The sequence below is a fragment of the Oceanipulchritudo coccoides genome (assembly GCF_010500615.1).
Classification (GTDB): Bacteria; Verrucomicrobiota; Verrucomicrobiia; order Opitutales; family Oceanipulchritudinaceae; genus Oceanipulchritudo; species Oceanipulchritudo coccoides.
On sequence record NZ_JAAGNX010000003.1, the window covers coordinates 647,562 to 671,468 of the forward strand.

20 protein-coding genes are annotated in these 23,907 nt (G+C 54.5%); 11 read left to right on the top strand and 9 right to left on the bottom strand.

Features of this window, described 5'->3' with window-relative positions:
- The first annotated feature begins 2 nt into the window (after positions 1–2).
- The gene (locus tag G0Q06_RS13290) at positions 3–1,052 is read left to right on the top strand and encodes a 2-oxoacid:ferredoxin oxidoreductase subunit beta (protein WP_163966999.1); all 1,050 of its coding nucleotides are present in this window, start codon (positions 3–5) and stop codon (positions 1,050–1,052) included.
- Between the two features lie 33 nt (positions 1,053–1,085).
- Here the strand turns inward: G0Q06_RS13290 and G0Q06_RS13295 are convergent, their stop codons facing one another.
- Positions 1,086–1,868: a hypothetical protein gene (locus tag G0Q06_RS13295; RefSeq protein WP_163967001.1), complete on the bottom strand. Its 783-nt coding sequence runs from the start codon at positions 1,866–1,868 to the stop codon at positions 1,086–1,088.
- A gap of 54 nt (positions 1,869–1,922) precedes the next feature.
- On the bottom strand, positions 1,923–4,169 hold the full coding sequence (gene priA / locus G0Q06_RS13300; RefSeq protein ID WP_163967002.1) for a replication restart helicase PriA: 2,247 nt from the start codon (positions 4,167–4,169) through the stop codon (positions 1,923–1,925).
- Between the two features lie 261 nt (positions 4,170–4,430).
- Between priA and G0Q06_RS13305 the strand changes: the two genes are divergently transcribed.
- On the top strand, positions 4,431–5,435 hold the full coding sequence (locus G0Q06_RS13305; protein WP_163967004.1) for a sigma-70 family RNA polymerase sigma factor: 1,005 nt from the start codon (positions 4,431–4,433) through the stop codon (positions 5,433–5,435).
- On the opposite strand, the gene purH is transcribed toward G0Q06_RS13305, so the two are convergent.
- A complete protein-coding gene (gene purH / locus G0Q06_RS13310) occupies positions 5,432–6,982 on the bottom strand; it encodes a bifunctional phosphoribosylaminoimidazolecarboxamide formyltransferase/IMP cyclohydrolase (protein ID WP_163967007.1) in 1,551 nt (516 codons plus the stop codon). The two genes, G0Q06_RS13305 and purH, sit on opposite strands and share 4 nt — an antisense overlap.
- Positions 6,983–7,119: 137 nt before the next feature.
- On the opposite strand from purH, the gene G0Q06_RS13315 reads away from it, so the two are divergent.
- Both G0Q06_RS13315 and G0Q06_RS13320 read left to right on the top strand, forming a co-directional pair.
- Positions 7,120–7,530, top strand: a complete 411-nt coding sequence (locus G0Q06_RS13315) for an ApaG domain-containing protein (RefSeq protein ID WP_163967010.1) — start codon at positions 7,120–7,122, stop codon at positions 7,528–7,530.
- Entirely contained in the window at positions 7,521–8,870 is a 1,350-nt protein-coding gene (locus G0Q06_RS13320; protein WP_163967012.1) for an MBL fold metallo-hydrolase, read from the top strand. The genes G0Q06_RS13315 and G0Q06_RS13320 overlap by 10 nt, the downstream gene beginning before the upstream one ends.
- Positions 8,871–8,876: 6 nt before the next feature.
- On the opposite strand, the gene G0Q06_RS13325 is transcribed toward G0Q06_RS13320, so the two are convergent.
- A complete protein-coding gene (locus tag G0Q06_RS13325; RefSeq protein WP_163967014.1) occupies positions 8,877–9,791 on the bottom strand; it encodes a hypothetical protein in 915 nt (304 codons plus the stop codon).
- 119 nt (positions 9,792–9,910) lie between these two features.
- On the opposite strand from G0Q06_RS13325, the gene leuB reads away from it, so the two are divergent.
- The 4 genes from leuB (at position 9,911) to G0Q06_RS13345 (ending at position 14,596) form a co-directional block, all read left to right on the top strand.
- On the top strand, positions 9,911–11,011 hold the full coding sequence (gene leuB, locus G0Q06_RS13330) for a 3-isopropylmalate dehydrogenase (RefSeq protein WP_163967015.1): 1,101 nt from the start codon (positions 9,911–9,913) through the stop codon (positions 11,009–11,011).
- Between the two features lie 97 nt (positions 11,012–11,108).
- On the top strand, positions 11,109–13,790 hold the full coding sequence (gene alaS, locus G0Q06_RS13335) for an alanine--tRNA ligase (RefSeq protein WP_163967016.1): 2,682 nt from the start codon (positions 11,109–11,111) through the stop codon (positions 13,788–13,790).
- The gene (locus G0Q06_RS13340) at positions 13,790–14,095 is read left to right on the top strand and encodes a YhbY family RNA-binding protein (RefSeq protein WP_163967017.1); all 306 of its coding nucleotides are present in this window, start codon (positions 13,790–13,792) and stop codon (positions 14,093–14,095) included. Before alaS ends, G0Q06_RS13340 begins: the two co-directional genes overlap by 1 nt.
- Positions 14,096–14,128: 33 nt before the next feature.
- Entirely contained in the window at positions 14,129–14,596 is a 468-nt protein-coding gene (locus tag G0Q06_RS13345; protein ID WP_163967018.1) for an EVE domain-containing protein, read from the top strand.
- 35 nt (positions 14,597–14,631) lie between these two features.
- Here the strand turns inward: G0Q06_RS13345 and G0Q06_RS13350 are convergent, their stop codons facing one another.
- Positions 14,632–16,029, bottom strand: coding sequence for a hypothetical protein (locus G0Q06_RS13350; protein WP_238710843.1), 1,398 nt, complete (start codon positions 16,027–16,029; stop codon positions 14,632–14,634).
- A 38-nt stretch (positions 16,030–16,067) separates the two neighbouring features.
- A protein-coding gene (gene prfB / locus G0Q06_RS13355; RefSeq protein WP_163967019.1) for a peptide chain release factor 2 occupies positions 16,068–17,214 on the bottom strand; the annotation gives its coding sequence in 2 pieces (ribosomal slippage) (positions 16,068–17,138 and positions 17,140–17,214; 1,146 coding nt in all).
- A 113-nt stretch (positions 17,215–17,327) separates the two neighbouring features.
- On the opposite strand from prfB, the gene G0Q06_RS13360 reads away from it, so the two are divergent.
- Both G0Q06_RS13360 and G0Q06_RS13365 read left to right on the top strand, forming a co-directional pair.
- A complete protein-coding gene (locus G0Q06_RS13360) occupies positions 17,328–17,972 on the top strand; it encodes a hypothetical protein (protein WP_163967020.1) in 645 nt (214 codons plus the stop codon).
- Positions 17,973–17,975: 3 nt separating this feature from the next.
- The gene (locus tag G0Q06_RS13365) at positions 17,976–18,899 is read left to right on the top strand and encodes an SdiA-regulated domain-containing protein (RefSeq protein ID WP_163967021.1); all 924 of its coding nucleotides are present in this window, start codon (positions 17,976–17,978) and stop codon (positions 18,897–18,899) included.
- Here G0Q06_RS13365 and ald read toward each other — a convergent pair.
- From ald to G0Q06_RS13380, 3 genes are all read right to left on the bottom strand, one after another.
- Positions 18,896–20,014 carry an alanine dehydrogenase gene (gene ald / locus G0Q06_RS13370; protein WP_163967022.1) on the bottom strand — a complete coding sequence of 373 codons (1,119 nt, stop codon included), beginning with the start codon at positions 20,012–20,014 and terminating at the stop codon, positions 18,896–18,898. The two genes, G0Q06_RS13365 and ald, sit on opposite strands and share 4 nt — an antisense overlap.
- 126 nt (positions 20,015–20,140) lie before the next feature.
- Positions 20,141–21,682 (bottom strand): tetrathionate reductase family octaheme c-type cytochrome, encoded by a 1,542-nt coding sequence (locus tag G0Q06_RS13375; RefSeq protein ID WP_163967023.1) that lies wholly within the window; start codon positions 21,680–21,682, stop codon positions 20,141–20,143.
- A gap of 365 nt (positions 21,683–22,047) precedes the next feature.
- Positions 22,048–22,887 (bottom strand): MBL fold metallo-hydrolase, encoded by an 840-nt coding sequence (locus G0Q06_RS13380; protein ID WP_163967024.1) that lies wholly within the window; start codon positions 22,885–22,887, stop codon positions 22,048–22,050.
- 75 nt (positions 22,888–22,962) lie between these two features.
- Between G0Q06_RS13380 and G0Q06_RS13385 the strand changes: the two genes are divergently transcribed.
- On the top strand, positions 22,963–23,901 hold the full coding sequence (locus G0Q06_RS13385; protein ID WP_163967025.1) for an AEC family transporter: 939 nt from the start codon (positions 22,963–22,965) through the stop codon (positions 23,899–23,901).
- Positions 23,902–23,907 lie beyond the last annotated feature (6 nt).

Genomic DNA, 23,907 nt, shown 5'->3' on the forward strand with positions numbered 1-23,907 from the left:
CCATGACAACCACACCCGAAGAACCGCTTAAGAAAAAAGATTTTGTCACCGCGAATGATGTACGCTGGTGCCCGGGATGCGGCGACTACGCCATCCTCAACGCCCTGCAACGCACCTTTCCCGAGCTTGGTGTGCCCCGTGAAAACTTTGCCGTGATCAGCGGGATCGGGTGCTCCAGCCGTTTCCCTTATTATATGGAAACCTACGGCTTCCACACCATCCACGGACGCGGACCCGCTGTGGCCACCGGGGTCAAGGTCGCCAATCCGGACCTGAGCGTCTGGCTCATCACCGGTGACGGTGACGGGCTGAGTATTGGCGGCAATCACCTCCTGCACATCCTGCGGCGCAACCTGAACGTCAACATCATCCTCTTCAACAATCGCATCTATGGATTGACCAAGGGGCAGTACAGCCCGACTTCACCCGTTGGCACACGCACCAAGAGCACGCCCATGGGATCAGTCGACAACCCGATCAATCCCCTCCTCTTTGCCCTCGGAGCCGAGGCGACTTTCATCGCCCGGACCTATGACACAAACGTCAAGCACATGGTGGAAATCTTCAAGGCCGCCCACGCTCACCAAGGGGTCTCCTTCATTGAGATCCTTCAGAACTGCGTCATTTTCAATGACAAGACCTGGGACTCCGTCTACAGCAAGCAAACCCGAGAGGAAGAGCTGATGTTCCTGCAGGAGGGTCAGCCACTTCTCTGCGGCAAGGATCGCAACCACGGAATTCGCCTCAATGGACTGACCCCGGAGAAGGTTATCGTGGGCGCTGGTGGGGCCGACATGTCGGAAATCCTCGTCCACCAGTCTGATCATCCAAGCCCTCTCTACACCCAGATGCTGGCCCAGATGACACATCCCGACTACCCGACGCCAATGGGCATCCTGCGCAAAGTTGAGCGTCCGACTTATGATGCCGCTGTCGCGGGCCAGATTGAAGAAGCCCAGTCACGCTTGGGCCATGGCTCGATCGAATCGCTCCTCTACACGGACGACTGCTGGGAAGTGTCCGAGAAAGAAGTGGAAGAAGCCAAGCACTGAGACATGGAGATGTGTGGCAGGCATCCCTGCCTGCTAGGCATTTGGCAGCATCCCTAGCAACAGAATCACAATCGCAGACAGTGCCAGGATTGTGTCGACCACTGCGCGGATCCCCGAAACAGTTTCCTTGCTCTTCATCAAGTGGCTGTAAAGCCCCAGATATAGCACTCCGCAAAAAAGGGCGCCCGACCCAACAGACCAAAAGGGAAAAACGAGGAGAGTGCCGGATACAGCTACGCCGAAGAGGGACCACTTCAGGGCTGGTTCCAGCCAGCTGGGCCGGATACTGTCGCGACTTTCCTGATACGAAATCAGGAACAAGTTGGCGAAGGCGCAGCACAACAAGACGAATAGTGCAGCGAGGCCCTCAGGCGTGCGCCAGCCTTCCGACATCCATCCGACACCTGCCATAAAAATAACTGGCACCGCAATACGCTTGAGGAAGAAGCGGGTGGAGTCCTTCCAGGTGCAGCTTAGCACGGCGAGGTAGCCCACAATTCCAGCGACAAGCACCAAGCCTCCAGCCCACTTCCAGAAGGGAAGAACCAACCACGACAACACCAGCGACCCGACAAACAGTGTGCCCCACAACAGGAAGAATTCCTTGTAGTGGCATTTATAGTACATATGGCGATCTGTCTGCGGCACGGGTCGGCCCGGACGAACGTCCCACAGGCGGTCAGCCACATAGGTCAGCCAAGTCGAAAGGATCAGGACGAGGATGGACCACAAGTCTATATCCCTTGCAGCTGTTCTGCCCACAGCAATCCCCCAGGCACCAGCCACCAGGACTGCATCGAGGGACCACCGCTCCAAATATCTGATTAAGTTCCTTCCCATCTGAAATCAAGGGACACTGGACCTGCCTCCCTAAATCAGGTGCTGCGCATCGACATCGATGATCTCGATCAGCTCGGGGTCCCACTTGAAGGCACGGCGTTGTTCATTCAAAAAGGGCATTATACGGCCAACGTTGGGCGTGAAGTACCAGATCTGGTAACGGAACATGTTCTGAATCCGCTCCACCGGGCAAGGTGCTGGACCCCGGATCTCGACTCCCCTCTTCTGGAGCCCCTTCCCGACCTGCTGGACCCATTGCTTTGCATAGAACTCAACTTTCTCCTGATTCTGTCCGCGGATGAGATGGTGAATCAAATGGCGGTATGGCGGATAACCAAATTCCTTCCGGTGATCCAATTCCTCCTTGGTAAATCCGTCAAAATCCTGCTGACGGCCAAACTGGATTGGCGGGGATGCGGGCATATAAGTTTGCACGACCACTTCCCCGGCACGGTCGCCACGTCCAGCCCGTCCGGATACCTGCACCAACAACTGGAAGGTCCGCTCCGAGGCACGAAAGTCGGGAAGGTGCATCGAGATGTCGGCATCCAAAAGGCCAACAAGGGTCACATTCGGAAAATCCAGTCCCTTTGCGATCATCTGCGTCCCGACAAGAACGTCGATCTTTCCCTGCCGGAAGGCCGTCAGCTGCTCCCGGAAGGCATGGCGTCGGCGCATTGTGTCCGCATCAATGCGTACAATGTTCGCGTGTGGGAGAATCTTTTTGGCAATCGTCTCCACCTTCTGTGTGCCGGAACCCTTGTAGCGGATTTTTGGTGACCGACACTTCGGACACGTTGACGGCACGGAGGTTTCCGATCCGCACATGTGACACCGCATGCGCCGATCGTAGAAGTGATGGGTCATCGTGATGTCGCAGAAATCGCATACCGCGACAAAGCCGCAATCCGGGCAGTGGAGGGAAGCGTCGTAGCCACGTCGATTGAGGAAAAGAATTGCCTGTTCCTTCTTTTCCAACCGGTCCTGCAGTTTGTCAGCGAGCAACTGCGAAAAAACCTTGCCACCCTTCTCCCGGCGCATGTCCACCACATGCATCAAGGGAAGTTGCCGGTCGTCCACCCGTTTGTCCAGGCGGTCCAGTTTGTATTTCTGGATGTCCACGTTATGGAGGGTCTCCAGAGAGGGCGTGGCACTCCCAAGAACGCACAGGGCCTTGTTGATCATGGCCCGGTAAACCGCCACATCCCTTCCGTTGTAGCGGGGCACTTCCTCCTGCTTGTAGGCAGGCTCATGCTCCTCATCGACAACAATCAATTGCAGGTTTTCCACAGGCGCAAAGACCGCTGAGCGAGCTCCGACGACGACCTTCGCTTCGCCCGTGGCCAAGGCGCGCCAGGCATCATAACGCTCGCCGTCCGACAAGTGGCTGTGCCAGACCACGACTTTGTCACCCCCAACCGCTTCAAAGCGTGCCCGGAGTCGTCCCACGGTTTGAGGCGTCAAGGCCACTTCCGGGACGAGGAAAATAATCCCTCCCCCGGCCGCGAGGACGTCCTTCATGATCCGCATGTAGACTTCCGTCTTTCCGGAACCTGTTATCCCGTGGAGCAAGTGTACGTGGAATCCGCCTTCCTTCAGGCTCTCGCGAATACTTGAGGCCGCCGCTGCCTGCTCGCCCGTCAGCTCAAACCCGGTTGTCACCACATGCTCCCCTTCGCTGATCCCATCCGCGTAGGCCACCCGCTCGGATGCTTCCCGGCGCTCCACCAACAGGCCTTTCTCCACCAGCCCGTCGATTACAGTCGGCGACACCTTCAATCGCTTGATTATAAGCCCGCGGGGCCAGCTGTCGCGGGCTACCTGCCCTCGCATGAACTCAACCACCGCGTGCTGCTTGGGAGCACGACGCTCAAGCTGTGCCAGGATTTCTCCATCGAGTTTCTCCGCGAGTGTTACAAAGCGCTCCTGCTTCTGCTGCATCCCCCGGCGAACAGCCCCCGGAATCATCACTTCCAGCACCTGTTCCATCCCGCAGCTGTAATACCCGGCCATCCAGTTCGCCAGCCGGATGCCATCCTCCCGCACCACCGGAAAGGCCTGCTCCAGCCCAAATAACTGCTTCATCCGGCCACGCTCAAATTCACCATCATCCCCCATCCGTACCACTATCCCGTGCTCAGTCCGGTTCCCCAGCGGCATCCGGACAAGGCTCCCCACACCAATCCGGTCCTCCATCCCCTCCGGTATGCAATAAGCCAGTCCGCGCCCCAACCCGCGCAGCGGTACGACCGTTACCGTCTCCTCTCTTCCTCGCATCAGTTTCTCTTATTTCTTCCTTTCTCCTTCCATGCAACCTCTCCCTTCAGCCTTTTTCCCTTGTCTCTTTGAACGTTTTTATTGATTCTTAGTCTCAATTAAAAGTGGCGTATATTTTCACAGTTGAATTCCCGGAATTACCGTTTACCCGACCCGGGGCCCATTTACCGGAAATCCGACCCGTATTCCGCAGTTAGATTTACGCCAGCCGGTAAATTTTTGAGAATATTCCACGTCGCATTAACTCAAACCTTTAAGAACATGAAACTCATAGACACCGCACCCGAGATCGAAGAAATACAGGTAGGCCGCAGTGCTTCCGCCGTCACCCCAGAGGTTGACGATGTCCGCAAGCTTCCGAGTGCGGATAGAAGCACCATCAAGCTATACCTTCAGGAAATCGGGAAAACCCCGCTCTTGAAGCCCTCGGAAGAGGTTGAGTTGGCGGCCTTGATCCAAAAAGGTGACCACAAGGCTCGCGAGAAGATGATCACGGCAAACCTGCGCCTTGTCGTTAAAATAGCGCATGACTATTCCAATTTCGGACTTCCGCTGCTCGATCTGATCAGCGAAGGAAACATCGGCCTGATCAAGGCGGTTGAGCGATTTGACCCTGCCAAAGGCGGGAAATTATCGACCTATGCAGCCTGGTGGATCAAGCAATCCATCAAGCGCGCCTTGGCCAATCAAAGCAAAACGATCCGCCTTCCCGTCCACCTTGTGGACAAAATTGCCCGGATGCGCCGTATTGCCACCGAGCTGGAGGAAGCCCTTGACCGCCCACCCACAGACGAGGAAATCGCCTACGAAATGGAAATGTCGGTGAACAAGGTCGCCCATTTGAAATCCGTGAGCGTGCGTCCGGCAAGTTTGGATGCGCCTATCGGGGACAATGATGGGACCGAATTTGGTGATCTTATTGGAGATGAGAATTCGATCAATCCACTGGACAACCTCCAGAGCAAGAATGTCGTCAACGACCTGAACCAGCTCATTGACGAATTAGACCCACGGGAAGCGGAGATTGTCCGCCTGCGCTTCGGCCTCGGCGGGGACAAGCCAAAGACTTTGGAAGAAGTCGGCGAAATGTTCGAAATCACCCGCGAGCGCGTGCGCCAGCTGCAAAACATGGCCTTGACGCGGATGCGGAAGGCATTGATCGCCAACGAGCGCCAGCGGAGCACCGAGGAGATCGAGGAAGAGATCCTCGAGAAAAAGCGGATGGAAGTCCTCCAGGAATTCTACCAGGAAAACATCGCCAGTTAATGGCGGAAGTGCCGGATTCCGGTAAAGACCATTGCCATGCCGCGCTTGTTTGCCGCGGCAATCACTTCCTCATCTCGAACTGAGCCACCCGGCTGGATGGCGGCAGTAGCGCCAGCGTCAGCGGCTGCCTCGAGCCCGTCGGCGAAGGGGAAAAAGGCATCCGAAGCAATAATTGACCCGGCAAGCGGAAGCTTAGCTTCCCCAGCTTTCCATACCGCAATCCGTGAACTGTCGACGCGGGACATCTGACCTGCCCCAATACCGAGGGTCCGCTCAGCAGCGGCATAGACGATCGCATTGGACTTCACGTGCTTCACGACTTTCCAGCCAAACAACATGGCCGCCCACTCCGCCTCGGTTGGCTGGCGCTCCGTGACCACCTTGCACTCAGCGGGGCGCAAACGTTTCTGGTCACGGTCCTGGACGAGGAAGCCTCCGATTGCTGAACGGATGTCCTGTAATGAATCGGTTCGAACCCCCTCGCGGTTGATCATCAAGCGCAGGTTCTTGCGCTTACCGAATTGCTCGAGCGCATCGTCTGAAAAATGTGGCGCGATAATGACTTCACAGAAAATTTCCCGGATTCTCTGGGCGAGCTCACCGTCAACGGTCTGGTTGACGACAATGATTCCCCCGAAGGGAGCCTGTCGGTCTGTGGCAAAGGCCTGATCCCAAGCCTCGACAAGCGAGTCGGCGCTGGCCACCCCACACGGGTTCGTGTGCTTCAGAATCGCAACGGTCGGGCTCTCAAATTCACCAATGAGGTAGGTCGCGGCGGAAATATCGATGATATTGTTGAAGCTGAGTTCCTTCCCTTGGAGCTGCTCGAAGACCTCAAAAAACCGCCCGTACAACGCTGCCTGCTGGTGTGGGTTTTCCCCATAGCGCAGGGAAGACGCCTTTTCGGCCTCGATTGAAAATGTGTCAGGAAGTCCGGAAATGGCTGACAAGTCGGGTTCGTCTGTCCCGGCCTGACTCAGGAATTTTGTGATGGCCCCATCATATTCACTTGTCCGCGCATAGACTTTGATAGCCAACTCGCGGCGCAGGGCTGCCAATTCACCGGGCTCATCGAGGACTGCCAGCACACGACTGTAGTCCGCCGGATCGGTGATAACAGTGACAGAGGCATGGTTCTTGGCCGCACTCCGCAACATCGAGGGACCGCCAATATCGATCTGCTCGATGGCCTCCTCCCGAGTGACTCCGTCTTTAGCCACGGTCTCCTCAAAGGGATACAGATTCACGACCACCATATCGATCATTTCAATATCATGTGCCGCCGCCTGCTCCATGTGCTCCGATTTCTCCCGCAGGCAGAGAAGCCCGCCGTGGATCTTCGGGTGAAGCGTCTTCACGCGGCCCTCCATCATTTCGGGGAAGCCGGTGTAGTCGCCTACTTCAATCACCTCGATTCCGGCTTCGGCAATGGCCTTGGCCGTTCCTCCAGTGGAGAGAATCCGGAAGCCGTGGCGCGTTACAAGCTCCTTTGCAAAAGGAACTATTCCAGTTTTGTCGCTGACGCTGATGAGGGCTGTTTTCGTCACAATCGAAGACGACAAAGACTGAAGGCGTTTTCGCAAGCGTAAATTCCTGCTCCCGGGAAGAAGCTTTTATTCTTGCCAGTTACCGGGCTGAAGACTGCCCTGACTCATCGATTTATGACGGAACGAGGAGCCAACTAATGGATGAGCAAGGCGCCAGATCCAAACCAAGTCCAGAGGGCCTTTTTGTGACTCTGGATGATTTGAAATACAGCTACAATCCGATCCATGCCCCGGCGGATAAGCCACATCTCTTTGCTTACCACCTGACCATACACAACCATGCGGAAACCAGCGTGACTATCCTGGCCCGCAAATGGATTCTCGAATATGAAGATGGGAAGATGGATGTATTCGAGGGGGACAAGGTGATTGGCCGGACTCCTGAGCTGACCCCCGGGCAGTCCTTTTCCTACACCTCCTTTCACTTGGTTCCAGGCAATGCCCACGCAAGAGGAGCCTTCCATGGAGTTGATGCCGAGGGAGCCCTTTTCTCCGTCGTGATACCGGAGTTCAAGATGACTATTCCCGGAGATGCAGCGTGCAACTGACTGACCTGAACGCTCACGGCGGGATTGGCGCGAATTGTCTCCTGCTTCAATTTGAAGGACTCAACATCATCATCGATGCCGGAATCCATCCAAAGAAAATTGGCCGTGAGGCCCTCCCCCGGTTCGAAAAGCTTTATGGGCTGCATATTGACCTGATATTCGTCACCCATTGCCATCTTGACCATCTGGGGGCCTTGCCAGTCATCGCCAAGGACCATCCAAACACGCCGATCATCATGAGCCATGATACCGCCCAATTCTATCGGCGCATGCTACAGAATTCCTGCAATGTCATGGATCGACAGCGGGCCGAGCTCGGGATTGCGGATTATCCTCTCTATTCCTACGGGGACATCTCAGCCTGTTCACGCCAGGTGATCGGGCTCACACCGGGTCAGGCACGACACTTTGAAGCAGACTCCGGAGACCGGATTTCCTTCACTCTCCATCCATCCGGACACATCCCGGGCGCGATGGGAATCCTCTTTGAATACCGCCATCAGAGGATTTTCCACAGCGGGGATGTCCTCTTTGAGAAAACGATCCTTCTGGACGGTGCGGAATTCCCCCAAGGCGACATGGATACGGTGATCCTTGAGACGACACGGGGATCCACCGAGCGCGCCGCCAGCCGTGAAAGTGAGATTGAGCGCTTGCTTCGCTGCATCATGGATACCGTCTCGCATGGCGGATCCATTCTCATTCCGGTCTTTGCCCTGGGGAGAATGCAGGAACTCCTCGCTGTCTTCCATCATGCGCGATCAACCGGTAAATTAAAAGAACTCCCGATTTATATAAGCGGTCTTGGAATCGACTTGCTGAACCAGTTTGACCGGATTTCACGCAAGAGTCCCCATGTGCGCATCCGGCGCAAAATCCTCCGGGAATTGAATGCCTGCAAGATGCCCGACAAGCATCGCCCGGGTAAGGATCGACCCGGAATTTACTTGCTCAGCAGCGGCATGATGGTGGAAAACACGCCTTCCTACAAGGCGGCTTCCACTCTTCTTGAGTCACACCAGAATACCATCGCCTTCGTCGGTTATTGTGATCCCGATACGCCGGGCGGGAAGATCCTTAAATTGCACCAAGGTGACAAATTCCTTTTCAAGAGCTTGGGCAAAGCCGTCGCGGCAATGGCGAGGATTGAGAAGTTTGATCTGAGCTCCCACGCTGACCGGGAGGAATTACTTGAATTTGCCAAGGCAAGGAATCCCCGATGCGTCGTCCTTCACCACGGTGATCCCGACTCGCGGGATTGGTTCAAGAGCCGACTGACTGAATGGGACCCAAAATGCCAGATCCTGGATCCTGTCCCCTTGAAAGCCGTAACGGTTTGACCAGAATTATTCCTCTGGAGATGGAGGTAAATCCGGGCGTATAAAGGTGCTGTCCAGAATACCTGGATTCAGCTCAACATCCCGTACAACAAGCGTCTGCGTGAGTTTGTCATTCACGTAGGTCTCTATCATAGCCGGGACCTTGAGGCCGCTGATATCCATATGGTCAGAGTTGATTGACCGGGATACGGTCAATGTCCCATCCTCCTCAAATGTCCGCTCCTCGCGTCCAATATCGAGGAAGGTATCCGGATCTATAAAAAAGCGGACAATATGTCTTGGATTCACTTTAACCTCATAACAATAGGCCATTTGATAATTGAACGCCTGCTGGCCAAGATATTCGGTTGTCCAGGAATTATTCATGGCGAGGAATAGCTCGCTCACGACATAGGATGACCGCCTCAAGTTGTCCTGTTCCTTCAGGGCAAGATCTTCCACCTGGATTGGTTTCCCATCCCTCCGGACACTGCGCCAGGCGTCCTCCGGCGTAACAACCATCGTGATTGTCACGTTTTGCCTCTTGTATGAAAGACGGATTCGCTCCCCTTTCTTCTTGGCAATAACAAAGGACATCGACTCTCCATCCGTTAAGTCGATATCGGCCGATACGAGCAAACTGTTGATCGACGTAAGCCGCTTGACCCCACCGATTGCCGCAAAATGGCGTTCGAGGACTGCGCGATTGAGTGATTTCGGCGCCGGAAGAGCATTTGCATCCGGAACCAGCGCTTCGAGGGAGTCGTCTACCTCCAAACTGTTCGTCAATGGTTCATAAACAGGCGGTTCCTCATTCAAGCTGCGGAAGACGGACCAGACAACGGCCGCTAACAATATGAAAATCACGACAGCAGAACCCACTAGGAGTACCTTCGAACGTGGACTTGCTTGCCTCCAGCCATCCTTAGTTCTTTGAAACATAGATAGATCACAATAAGATTCCTGGGTAACCGCAAGCCGATCCTTCCTCATGAGACCGGAAAAGAGATTGCCAATTCAGGCACACATTTCCCATTGTCCAAGGTTTTGTAACAATTATTATGAAATCCTTGAAATTTGCAGTCCTCCCCGGTGATGGAATCGGCCCTGAAGTCATGGAAGTGGCTCTCGAAGTCCTCCAAAAGGCGATCGATGGCTCAGGCTACACCTTGGAAACAACGAATGCCGCCGTCGGCGGGGCGGCTATCGATGAACATGGAGAGGCCCTTCCTCCTTCAACGGTCAAGGTCTGCGAGGATAACGAGGCGATTTTATTTGGCAGTGTAGGCGGCCCCAAATGGGAATCCCTTCCACCTGCCGAACAGCCTGAGCGAGCCGCACTCCTGCCACTTCGCAAGCACTTCCAGTTGTTCGCGAACATCCGCCCTGGACTCCTCTACCCGGATTTGGTCGCCGCCTCCCCTCTCAAGACCGAGCGCATTCCTGAAGGGATCGATATTGTCTGTATCCGGGAATTGACCGGAGGTATTTATTTTGGCCAGCCAAAGGCGCGCCGCGAACTGCCTGATGGTGACATCGAGGCGCTGGATACGATGATTTACAAGCGCAGCGAAATTGAGCGAATTGCTGAAGTCGCAGCCCAGACCGCCCTGAAACGGGATAAGCGAGTCTGCTCAGTCGACAAGGCCAATGTCCTCACCACTTCTGTTCTCTGGCGTGAAGTAGTGACAGCCTTTTTCGCCAAAAACTACCCGGAAATCGAGCTCAGCCACATGTATGTCGATAATGCCGCCATGCAACTGGCCCGAGAGCCCAACCAGTTTGATGTCCTCTTTACCGAAAACATGTTTGGGGACATCCTCAGCGACGAGATGGGAATTGTCTGCGGAAGTCTCGGTATGCTTTGTTCCGCAAGCCTCGGACTGGAAATGAACTCCCTCGGTCATCCTTTCGGACTCTATGAGCCGGCCGGCGGGACGGCTCCCGACATTGCCGGACTTGGCGTGGCCAATCCCTGCGCGCAAATCCTGAGCGGTGCGATGATGCTCCGCTTCAGCTTCGGGCTGGACGAGGTGGCCTCGCGGATTGAGAATGCTGTCCGCCAAACTGTTGAATCAGGCATCCGCACCGGTGACATCGCCTTTGGTCTCGAAGCCGTCAACACGCGCCAAATGGCCGATGCCATTCTGACCCACTTATAAGATGATCGCTTGTTGTAGTGAGCGGGTTTACCCCGCAATTACGGTTTTTGCGGGATAAACCCGCTCACTACGCCACAAAATATTACTATCAAAAGCCATGACCTCCGCTGAAATCCGTCAGTCGTTTCTTGATTTCTTTGCCAGCAAGCAGCACAAGATCGTGCCGTCAGCCTCGCTGATGCCAACCGCGCCCAACTTGCTCTTTACCAATGCCGGCATGAATCCTTTCGTGCCGTATTTTCTCGGTGACCGGGAAGCGGCAGACCGGCGCATCGCAGATACCCAGAAGTGTATCCGGGCAGGCGGTAAACACAACGATCTCGATGATGTCGGACTGGATACCTATCACCAGACATTCTTTGAAATGCTGGGAAACTGGTCATTCGGGGATTACTTCAAAAAAGAGGCCATCGAGTGGGCATGGGAGCTTTTGACCGAAGTGTGGAAATTCCCGACAGACCGGTTGTACGTGACCGTCTACAAGCCCGGCAAGGGCGATCCGGCCGAGTTTGACCAGGAGGCCTACGACATTTGGGCGAAGGTACTCAAGAAGAGCGGTCTTGTCCCGGAAGAGCGGATATTGACCGGCGGCAAGAAAGACAATTTCTGGATGATGGGAGATACGGGCCCCTGCGGTCCCTGCTCGGAGATCCACATTGACCTGACCACTGCCGGCGATACGCAAGGCAAGCTCGTCAATGCCGACTCACCTTACTGCATCGAGCTCTGGAACTTGGTCTTTATCCAGTTTAACGCCGATGAGCATGGCAATTTCAGCCCGTTGAAGAACAAGCACATCGATACCGGCATGGGCTTTGAACGGGTTGCCGGGATTATTGCCACAACCAAGGGATTCACGGATTTCTCAAATCCGCCCAGTAATTACAATTGCGACCTCTTCACGCCAATCTTCGCCCAGATTTCGGAAATGTGCGGGCATTCATACAAGGCCACCCTGCCGGCTAACCCACACGAACCAACTGAGGCGGAAATGCTGGATATCGCCTTCCGTGTCATTGCCGACCATATCCGGACACTGAGCTGTGCCATCGCTGACGGAATCCTGCCCGGAAATGAAGGCCGTAATTACGTCCTTCGACGAATTCTCCGCAGGGCTGTCCTGTATGGACGCCGGCTTGACTTAAAGGATGGCTTTTTCACCAAGTTGGTTGAACCAGTGATAGAAATCCTGGGAGGAGTCTTCCCGGAACTGAAAACCCAGGAAACGATCATCCGGAAAATCATCGCCAGCGAGGAAGCAGCCTTTGAGCGAACGATCGAGCGAGGGCTCCTGATGCTCGAGAAGATTTTCTCTACTGACCCAGACCAGATCTCCGGGGAAGATGCCTTTACCCTCTACGACACACACGGTTTCCCACTTGACCTCACCCAGATCATAGCCGCTGAGAAGGGCCTCACCGTTGATACGGAAGGGTTTCAGAAGGCAATGAATATCCAGCGGGAGCGGGCACGGGCAGCACGACAGACCAGCGTGATCCGCGTTTCGGAAGATTCGGATGACAGCAGCTCCACCGAGTTTATTGGTTTCGACAACGGCAGACTCACCGGCACTGAAGCAGTCGTCACCAATGTGATAACAGACGAAGGAAAGACATTTATTGTCCTGGACAAGACACCTTGCTATGCGGAAATGGGTGGACAAGTCGGTGACAAGGGGAGTTTGTCGATCGATGGCAAAACGTATCCACTCGTCAATACAACCCGTGATGCAAACGGCCATTCCCTGCACGAGGTAAGCGGAAACCTGGATGCTTCCGCTGTCGGCAAGACGGCCAAAGTGAATGTTGATGTCCCTTACCGTAAAGCGGTACAACGCCATCATAGCGCAACGCACATTCTCCATCATGCCTTGCGGTCCATTCTTGGCACCCATGTCCAACAGGCAGGCTCTTTTGTCGGCCCAGACCGCCTTCGCTTCGATTTCAGCCACTTTGAGCAGATCAGTACGGAGGATCTCCGCGCAATCGAGAACTTCTGCCAGGAAAAGATCCTGGAGAACGATCCGGTAAAATGGTATGAAGTCCCCTACTCCGAGAAGCCGGAAGACGTGATTGCATTCTTCGGGGAAAAGTATGGCGACACTGTCCGCATTGTCGATGTGGGAGGATGGAGCAAGGAACTATGTGGAGGCACACACGTTTCAGCAACCGGGGAAATTGGTCCTTTCAAGATTGTCTCCGAATCGGCAATTGCTGCCGGTACGCGCCGAATAGAGGCAGTTTGCGGAAGTGCTGCTTCCGGATTGATTGAGGAGCGCTTCTCGATATTGGCCAACCTGGCGCAAACCTTCGCCTCCAAGCCAGCTGAGCTGCCGGACCGCGTCAAGGACCTGCAAAACCGGCTGACTGAAGCGGAGAAAAGCTTGAAGCAGTTGAAGGCACAGGCACAAAGCAGCCAGACGGCCGAGTTGAAGGATGAAACCAGGCAGATCGGAGGGCTTTGTGTATTGGTTAAGCGACTACAGGTTGATAATCCAAACGACTTGCGCACCTTGGCTGCCAAGGCTTTCAAGGAAATAGAAGGAGATCTTCTCGTATTTGGTGCCCCCTTGGGCGAGAAGGTGACCTTGGTCGCCATGGCTTCCGATGAAGCAATCGCAAAGGGCTTCAAGGCTGGAGATCTGGTCCGTACACTCACCGCCGAACTAGGCGGCAAAGGGGGCGGCAAGCCCGACTTCGCAATGGGTGGCGGCACCATGCCCGACAAGCTGGAGGCCGTTCTGGCCGCCTGGCTAAACAATTTGGAGAAAAGTGAATAATGACATCATCCCTCGCCCTCAGTTCAGCTGAACGTAAACTCTATCGTGGTCGCGCGATGAATCTTAAACCGGCTGTGATGGTAGGTCGCTCTGGTGCCACAGACACTGTGATCAAGGCCGTTGACCAGGCGCTCACACAGGATGGGTTGATCAAGATTCGCCTTGAAGCACCGGACAAGCCAACCCGGAAGCAATGGCTTCAGACCATTGCCGAGTCCACGCGCTCCACGGTGTGCGGGGAAGTCGGCCACACCGCCTCCCTCTACCGGCCTTCGCAGACTAAAAGCCAACCTGAGACCGCCTGAAGGCGGGACTCCAACACAAGATCTACGACTCTCATGAATATCTGGCTGATGAAATCCGAGCCGGACGTGTACTCGTTCGATGACCTGAAAAAGGCTGACAAGCGCACTTCCATGTGGGAAGGCGTGCGCAATTACCAGGCGCGCAATTTCATGCGGGATGACATGTGCAAGGGGGATGTCGTCCTTTTCTACCATTCCAATTGCAAGGAGCCGGGAATCGTCGGCCTCGCGGAAATTTCCAGCTCGAAGGCGTATCCCGATCCAACGCAGTTCGACAAGAAGAGCAACTATTTCGATCCAAAGTCGGATCCGGAAAACCCGCGTTGGCTGGTTGTGGATGTCCGCTACCGCAAAGCGGTCAAGCGTCCGGTTACCTTAAAGGAAATCAAGGCCCATCCGGAGCTTGGTAAAATGAAGGTGGCCCAGCGAGGAATGCGCCTCTCCATCCAGCCCGTTGACAAGGCCCATTACGATATTATACAGAAGGAATTCTGGGGTTGATAAGACTGCCTGAAGGCGGGACTTCAGCCTAGGACTCAGGACAGCTTCACCGGCAGGAGAGCGGCATCGCGCATGCCATGGATGATCTTCTTATCAGCCGGACAAAAGGTGGCCAAAACCCCGCCGGTTTCGACTTGCTCACCCTCGACAAAATAATACGGGCAAAGCCGAAGGCGCCCATTCATTTGAAACAACTCCCCTTCCGGGCTGAATACAGGGTGTTTTAATCTGGCTGGTTTCTTGTATTCCTGAAGTAGATACAGGTTATCCCCGGCACCTTCCAGCGCTTCCTTGATCCCGTCGAGCCATTCCTCCCGGGAGGCATCGCTTCCATATAGCACGCTTCTCGCTCCCCAGGCATTTTCATGAAAACCGCTCAGTTTCATGATCAAGTTTCTTTCCTTCTGTGAGGCATCCGCCAGCTGCTCCCACTTATAGATGGGATTGCCTCCGATATGGGGCGCGTCCAGCACGGCATTGGGGGGCAAATCAACAGGGTCCATGATCCAGCCCTTTGGAATGATCCGGTTCAATAACTTAAAACTGGGCTTGCTGAGGTTCTCACGCCAGAAGTGCTCCAGCCGCGGATGATGGAAGAGAACAAGGTTCAGCTTCTCTTCCTGAAAATGTCTCATGGGCGGGGTTACCGCTAGCGGAGCACCGTCTTCAAGCATTTGCAGGATATGCCGCGAGATTGGAATGTTATCGAGGTCGAACAGCTCCCAGAAGCGATATAGCACATCAATTTCCTCCGGGTTCCCATCGATGTCCGCGCACAATGTATCCCCAACGGGAAAGACATCGCCGGGATGAAGACAATAAACCCGTTTCCCATGCGTCTGGAGGCGTCGGGCCAACCACTCCATTTCCGGACGGTAAGTGGAGGCTTCATCCGAGACAACAATGGCAACAACAGGATACTCCTTGTCCGGACGAAGCGAGGCCATCGATGAGTAGAAGGCATGCACGATTCGCTCCTCTGCGCCGACAATGCCGGGCTCGGGGGCGTACAAGTCATTGAGGAACGCCGTCAGCCCGATACCGCCGGGAACCGAGTCAACCTCAGTCAATGCAAAGCCCTCCTCCGTTGCCAGCAGATCCGGTCGGATAACCATTGGCTGGCTCCGGCGCATGGTCTTTGAGCGCGCATGGCGCACCAGCCAGTCGGGCTTTCCCCGATCCAGATAATCGGCTACCCAGGGAGCCTTCAGCTCGGCATTGCGGAGAAGATTCTTGTTCTCGTGAGAGCGTGTGTAAAGAAGCTCAGAGGCACGGTAAAACTCAAGACATGCCTGCCCTATCTGATGAATCTCCTTGATCTGCTTTTTATCCAAAGGCCATGCCTCTGGAGAAATCCGCCAGGTCTTGTCCTCAAATAGGCTCTGCGCCCCAAAGGCCTTTTTCAGTGCCTCATATGTCAGTCCGTCACTCAATGGTCGCGTTTCCCAATTAAAAATTCCAAACCAGAACCCTAGTCCTCGATCTTGATATCCTTGTTCCGGCTTGTCGGACACCCAGCCCGAAGCCAAGCGTGGATAAACCGGTCCAAGTCACCATCCATCACCTGCTGGATGTTCGACGTGTCGACGCCCGTGCGCAGGTCCTTCACCATTTGGTAGGGTTGAAAAACATATGACCGGATCTGGTTGCCCCAGCCAATTTCGCCCTTGGCCCCGTAGAACTTCTCCATCTCGGCACGCTTTTCATCCTCGTACTTTTCATACAGGCGTGACTTGAGCATCTTCAAGGCGGTCGCCCGGTTCTTCAGCTGTGAGCGCTCGTTCTGGCACTGGACAACAATATTCGTCGGAAGATGGGTCATCCGGACAGCTGAATCAGTCTTGTTGACATGCTGCCCGCCTTTACCGGATGCGCGGTATGTATCAACACGCAGGTCTTCATCCTTGATCTCCACGTCAATGTCATCATCCAACTCGGCGATCACATCCACTGCGCAGAAAGAGGTGTGGCGGCGGGCATTGCTGTCAAAGGGACTGATCCGGACAAGGCGGTGCACTCCGCGCTCAGCCTTGGCATAGCCATAGGCATTGGCTCCGATAATCCGGATGGTGGCATGGCTGATTCCTGCTTCCTCCCCGGGTGAGAGGTCATCCGTTTCCACCGTGTAGCCACTTCGTTCCGCCCAGCGGACGTACATCCGGTAGAGCATATCCGCCCAATCACAGGATTCGGTCCCACCGGCTCCGGCATTAATGGACAAGATCGCGTTATTGCGGTCCATTTTACCTCCCAGGAAGCTCTGGATTTCAAGCGCGTCGAGATCTTTGACCATCTTCCCAACGCTCTCAACGATCTCCTTGAAATACTCCTGACCATCCTCATCATCAGCGTCCTCAACCAACTCCACGAGCGTTTTCACATCGTCTATGCGCTCATGGAATTTCTTGATGGGCTGGATCCGCGCCTTGGTATGGCTGACTTCCGTCACGACCTTGTTGGCCGCCTCTTGATGGTCCCAAAAGTCCTGTTGGGCCATCTTCTCCTCGAGCGAGGCAATTTTTTCCTCCTGCTTGGGGACGTCAAAGATACCTCCACAGGTGTCCGGCACGCCGTGTGATTTCTTCCAGCTGATTTCGAATTTCAGAATCAATAACCATACACCGAGAAGTGATTCAAACTCAGTTGCTTTTCAAGTCCCAATAGGGATTCAGGCAGGATTTACGACAAGGCTTTGACCTCTCGCCAAATTTTAAACTAACTACCTGCGAAAATGAGTGGTCCCCAATTGGCAATTCTCGGTGGAATCTGGCTCAGCCTGCTTTACTCAGCTGCTGTCATGCCTGCTTCCGTTTGGGTTATCCAGGTCACCGTCAGCCGAACATGGATGGCCGGGATTGCTTCGGCCTTGGGACTTTCCCTTGGCCAGTTGCCATGGTGCCTCCTGGCGAGTGTTTTGCTCTTTCAGTATCCCCTTTTCTGGCAGGAAATGGATTTCCACCTCAGGGCAATCGCGGTTCTTTTCCTATTCTGGATGGCATACCGTTGCATCAAGGCCCCCGAAGTCAGGTTACTGAAGACAGCCACCACGGCCAATATCTCAGGCCTCTTCGTCATGAGCTTTTGGCGCAGCTTGATCATGCCCTGGCGTTTCCCACTCTGGGCGGCCTTTATTCTATCGGTCGGAATCCATTTGCGCGGACCCGGATGGATGGCCGCCTGCCTCTTTTCACTCGGAGCGGTTGTCGGGCAGATGCTTTGGCATCTTCACTTCATCGTTGTCGCAGGGCTATTCGGCCATCGCGTCCCGGAAGATATTTCCCTTCGTTCGCTCAACAAGTTACGCCTTCTTTCCGCAACCGTTACCGCGGGTCTGGGTTTTATCATTCTTGCCCCAATTGCCTTTCCTCCCATTTAAGTAATGATGTTTCGAATACATTTCTTGCTGTGCCTTGGTGTGTGTTTCTTCACCGGATGTCGCCCGTTCGGCAAGGCCACGACTGGCTCCATCATCCCCGACCTGGAGCTTGTCTCAGTTTATCCGGTTGAATCCCCCACACTTCTTGAACCGTCGGGAATGACCCTGCATGACGGGCGCCTCTATGCGGTCGCTGACAAGGTTAACAACCAGATATTCCGGGTGGAACTTGAGGGAAATGTGGCAAGGCTCGTTCCGCACATCCAGTTTTCTCCACCGGATCGCCGCACCATGGACTGGGAGGGAATCACATCGGATCCCGGGGGAAGCTTTTACCTGATTTCTGAGGAACGCGGCAGGCTCCTGCGTGTCACCGCGGACGGGACGGCCGTTTGGATAACCCCGGACCTGAGGAATAAGGGACGGTCACTTGGCTTGTTTGCGAAGAGTAATGCCGGTTTTGAAGGCGTAGCATGGCTCGGCCCAAACCACTGGATCGGAGCTGCCGAAAGGGAAAAACGGGGACTGGTCGAATGGAGCGGATTGGACAGCTCCCTGGAGATCGAGGCACAGCTCCACATGGAATCTCCCTACAAAGGGGCTCTCCCGCTCATGCGGTTACCCGATTTTTCAGGCCTGCATGCGGACAATTCAAACCTTTACGCACTATTCAGAAATGCCCATCTGGTCGTTCAGCTGGAGAAGCGGGACGGTGTATGGGAAGAAACAGCGGCCTGGGGCTTTGAAAACATCGAAACTGATCCTCGCTGGGCATACCGGTCACAAACCTATGGTCAGGCCGAGGGGCTTGTTGTCGATGGCTCTGATGTGTTTCTAATCCTTGATAACAATCGAGGTGGAAAGCAATCCGACCCGGCCGACCGGAGGCCGTTGCTGATTCATGCCCGAATACCCGATGGGCACTAGCCCTTGAGCACTTCGTAAACAGGTTCGTAGGGAAGCCCGAACGCTTCCGCAACGCCGTGGTGCGTGATGGTGCCGCGGACAATGTTGGCCCCCATGGCAATGCTCTTGTGCTGCCGTATCGCGGCAGCAAAGCCCTTGTCCGCCAGTTCAAGCGCGTAACGGATCGTGGCATTGGTCAGGGCCATGGTTGATGTCATTGGCATTGCTCCCGGCATGTTGGTGACACAGTAATGAACAATTCCGTCCACCGTGTAAATCGGGTCACGATGCGTTGTTGGACGAGAGGTCTCCGTTGATCCCCCTTGATCAATCGCCACATCCACAATGACCGCCCCGGGTTTCATGATCTTAAGCGTCTCTTTGGTGATCAGTTTTGGGGCCTTGCCTCCAGGTATTAAAACACTCGATACAACCAGATCCGCATCGGCGAGCGTCTTCCGAAGGTTTGCCTTGTTGGACATCATGGTGATCACATTCGACGGCATGACATCGCTGTAGTAGCGAAGCCGTTCCAGGTTGACATCCAGCACATAAACAAGGCTCCCCAGCCCGGCCGCCATCTTGGTTGCATTCATGCCGACGACCCCGGCTCCAAGAACAACCACCGTAGCCGGCGGCACTCCAGGCACCCCGCCCAGAAGTATTCCTCGTCCACCATGTGCCTTCTCAAGATACTTCGCACCCTGTTGCACCGCCATCCGGCCGGCCACTTCGCTCATTGGTGTTAAGAGTGGCAGCTGGCCCTTGTTGTCGACAATTGTCTCGTAGGCAATCGCGATGCACTTGGTCTCGATGATTGCCCGGGTCAGTTCCTCGGAAGCGGCAAAATGGAAATACGTGAAGACAATCTGGTTTTCACGAATATGCCCGAACTCGCTCATTTGTGGCTCTTTGACCTTGAGGACCATCTCCGCGGTTGACCAGACTTCACCAGCTGAGCCCAGGATGGCCGCTCCAGCCTCCGCATACTCCTCATTGCTAAATCCGCTTCCCTCGCCTGCGCCTGCTTCAACCAGTATGCTGTGTCCACGATCGCAGAAGGCTTCCACTCCCGCAGGGGTCAAAGCTACGCGGTTTTCATCCGCCTTCACTTCCTTAACTACACCGACTTTCATAAAACACCTTTTCCTGAGAATACCTTAGCCATCCTCTTCGTCAACGCGGCTCAGATAAAAAAAACCACCGGTGGGAATGTCCCACCGATGGTCGAAACCACAAAGCTGATAAAATACCGCCCGGGATTATTTAGGAGCGTAGGCCCAGCCACCATCGCTGGAGATCGCGCCACCCGGCATGTAGATGTATTTGCCAATGTCCATGACCCAGATCCATGGATCTGCATCCACATTGATCCAGCCCATCCAGTCACCGGTATTGACCCATGGGTCGCTCTGCATGCTGGTCTGAAGCGCCTGGGCATTTTCAAACCCGAGTTCGTAGAAGTTGATGCGGCTTCCCCAAGTATGGCAATCCGTGCAGGTAAGGGCCATTTCCTTTGGAGCCACCATGTGATTCTGGATCCAGAACATTTCCGTATCGACGATGCCAACCGGTCCCACAAAGGTGCGTCCGACATAATCCATACCGGAAGTCAGTGCGGCATCCCAGTCAAAGGCCTTCCAATAGGCAGTCGTGTCTTCCGCATTGTTCGGGAAGAGATTCGGCACGGCAAAGGTGTTCGCCCCAGCGTCGTAAGGCTGACGGCCGACAAAGCGCTTTACCGGGAAAATGTAGGCATTGTCATCATTGATGTCTCCACCAAGCTTGTTGATGGTCACACGGCCTGCTGGTAATTGATCATCGAGAAGTGTGTAAGTGACTGTTCCGTTGAACCACTTTGTTTCCGGGATGACATTTTCCTTCCAGATGAAGGACCCCTTCTTGGTGTCATAGATGACGTTTCCGTCAGCGTCCCTCGTGACAATCTGAGATCCATCAGGATTCTTCTGCCCGGCTGTAGTCCAGTCCCAGTACATTTTGGTTGCCTTGCCGCCGCGAGCATAGGCCGGAATGTGACAGGTCTGACAGGCCACCGTATCGGCGTGCGTGTTGAGGAAGCCGTTTGCGTGAACCGGTCCCTCTGCCTCGTGGCAGTTCTTACACATCATGTTGTCAGGAGCAGCCTGCGAGTAGCGGGAGCCCACGATGTCGTGCGGGTTGTCCTCGTCCGGGGCGTGACAATCCGAGCAGACCATGTTTCCACCGTCGGCACTCATGTGCACGTCAAGCTCGCGGGATGGATTCAAAAGCGATGAATCCATGCTGCCATGTTTCACCCCTTCACCACCACCTCCGTAGAAGTGGCAGATACCACAGTTGTTGCGGTCTGGCAAATCGACACTGCGTGCCACCGCAGTCAAGTCGACTCCTGGATCAGGCGCACCGGCCCCGGTCGGAACCTTCTTGTAGGTACCCGTCTGGTCATGACAAACCAAGCAGTCAATTTTGCTCGGATCATCGAAATCAAATGTATTGTCCGCGTAACCGACACCAATGTGGCAGCTTGTGCAACGCGGCTCGTTCGAGGCAACCGCGATACAGTAGTTGTTAATCACGTTCTTCTTGCCAACAACCTGGCCGGTTGCCGAATCGGTCTTCTCCCAGGTCCAGTGCAGGCTGTTCATGACATCCGACTGCAGGTTCGGGTGGAAGTTCTGGTGGCAGTTCAGACAGGTTGTCGCATCGACGTAGTTCATGCTCCCGTGCTGGGCAATCAGCCCGAGCGGAGCAAGCAACAGAAGGCCACTGGCTATCCGTAACAACATTTGGGGGGTACTTTTCATCTTATTTATTTCGTTTGTGGTTAATTCTTCCGGATTTGCCTGATCGAATCCTTCGACAACCCCGGCTTGGTTACACAACGAATATTTCCCCTGATTCCTAAATTCAAGGCTACTTTGGATGTCTGAACATGTATTAAAGTATTCGATAGATGTGATAATTATGGCTGATAATTACTTAAGTTTTTACTTAAATGATTTTCATTTTATTTATTTTTAAAGTGAAAAGACAAAATCTACCGCACAAGATCACCAAATTCCAAAGGACATAGGACAAGGAATGCGGAGGGATTTAATTGTCAGGCCGCCCGTTCCGGTGCGCGAATAATTGCGCCGGGAATCGCCAAAAGGAGAGCGGAGCTGTCTCCTCAGGAATCGGAGCGACGGAAAAACGGATTGTTCTGTTTCTCCTCCCCGACGGTGGTCGCCGGTCCATGCCCGGGGCAGAGGATTGTCTCATCGGGAAGGCTGAGAATCTTCTTACGGTTGTTCTCCAACGCCCGTTCATAAGCATTTGGCGCTCCACCCTGTGAGCAGCAGAAGAGCGAGTCGCCGACAATCGCCACCGGCTTTGAGAGCCCACTGACGACAAAAGTTGTTCCACCCGGGGAATGCCCATTGGTGAGGCGGCTCTCAATCTCGAGGCCGCCCACCCGGAAAATTCTGCCCTCGCAAAAATGATTTAAGCCCGACAAGGGCTCATTCTCATGAATCCACACGGGAGGATTTCCTGTTTTTTCAAGTAATTCCGAAAGGGCGTGGATGTGATCATCGTGCGAATGGGTTAAAAAAATCCGCTCAATCTTGATATCCAGACGCTGAATGTCGGCCAGCAGGGCACTGACATCGGCCCCCGGATCAAAGACCGCCCCCGATTTTGATTCTGAATCAAGAACGAGGAAGCTATTGACGGTCATTTCCTCGTATCCAGGAACCGGGAAAGGTGTTGTATAACCGGTCAGACCCTTCAGATCAACCGGCTCGGGACGCCAGGTTCCCTTGGCCAACTGCACAACAGACGGCCCATCCAGGTGGAGCTCCCTTGAGACAAGAAGACAAGCTTCCTCATCGAACTTGCCCTCCATCAGCGCGTTCAGGTCTTCAATTGATATGCCGGTTCTTTCACTCAGTTGCAGAAGGTCCAGTCCCAACCCCGAGGCGGCTTTTCCCAGCACATCCTCAAATCCGTCTTCGATACGTTCCGTCATCTTCATTCCTGAATGATTAGACAATTGCCGGTGCGTTGACAATACCATCCTTGAAACCCAGCTTGTCGAATCTGCATGGGCTACATCATTTCAACTTTATTCCCGGTCTTCGCAGTCCTTGGACTGGGCTACATTCTGGCTCGAAAGACATTCCTCTCGCGGGATTTTCTCAATGAGCTGAACCGGTTTGTGTATTATATCTCCCTGCCTGCACTGATTATTAACGGGCTGGCAACTGCACAAAGCCTTCCAAGCGGGACTGTTCCCACTTTCCTCATCTACATGGCGGCCACCTTTCTTGTGATTGGTGCCGCCTTTCTGACAGCGCGCCTGCTGAAGCTCCAGCGCTGGCAATTCGGGACCTTTATCCAAGCTTCATTCCGCGGAAACCTCGCCTTCATCGGCATCCCCGTCCTCGTCTACGCACTTCGGGATTACCCAAAGGAATTCGCGGCCGGTATTGTCGCCCAGGCCATCTTTGTCTTCGCCCCGACGATGATTTTCTATAATGTTGTTTCAGTCCTGCTGCTCATTGGTAGTCGCGATGGGGACGCCTCGGACAGAATGCGGGGCATGCTGAAAAGCATTGCCACAAATCCCCTCATTCTAGCCTCGGTGGGCGGCGTCATTCTTTTTCTGCTTCCCTTCAGCTTGCCGGAGCCGGTTTACAATACACTGGAGTTTGTCGGAAGGATAGCCGCACCGGCGGCCCTTATCTGTGTCGGGGGAGGCATGGCCGTGGTCTCCATGGAAGGCCGTTATCGGAGTGCAACATTTTCGGCCATTTTAAAAACAGCGGTAACCCCGCTTTTTGCATGGGTGATGAGCCTGCCGTTCAACCTTTCAAGCGAAACAACCCTCCTGCTCATGATCTTTGCGGCAACGCCGACGGCTGTGGCCAGCTATGTGATGGCCAAGGAACTGGACGGGGACGAGGCCATGGCCTCCGGGGGAATCGTCCTCAGCACGGTGTTTTCCATTATTTCCCTGAGTATTGTTGTCGGCCTGTTTTAACCAGCA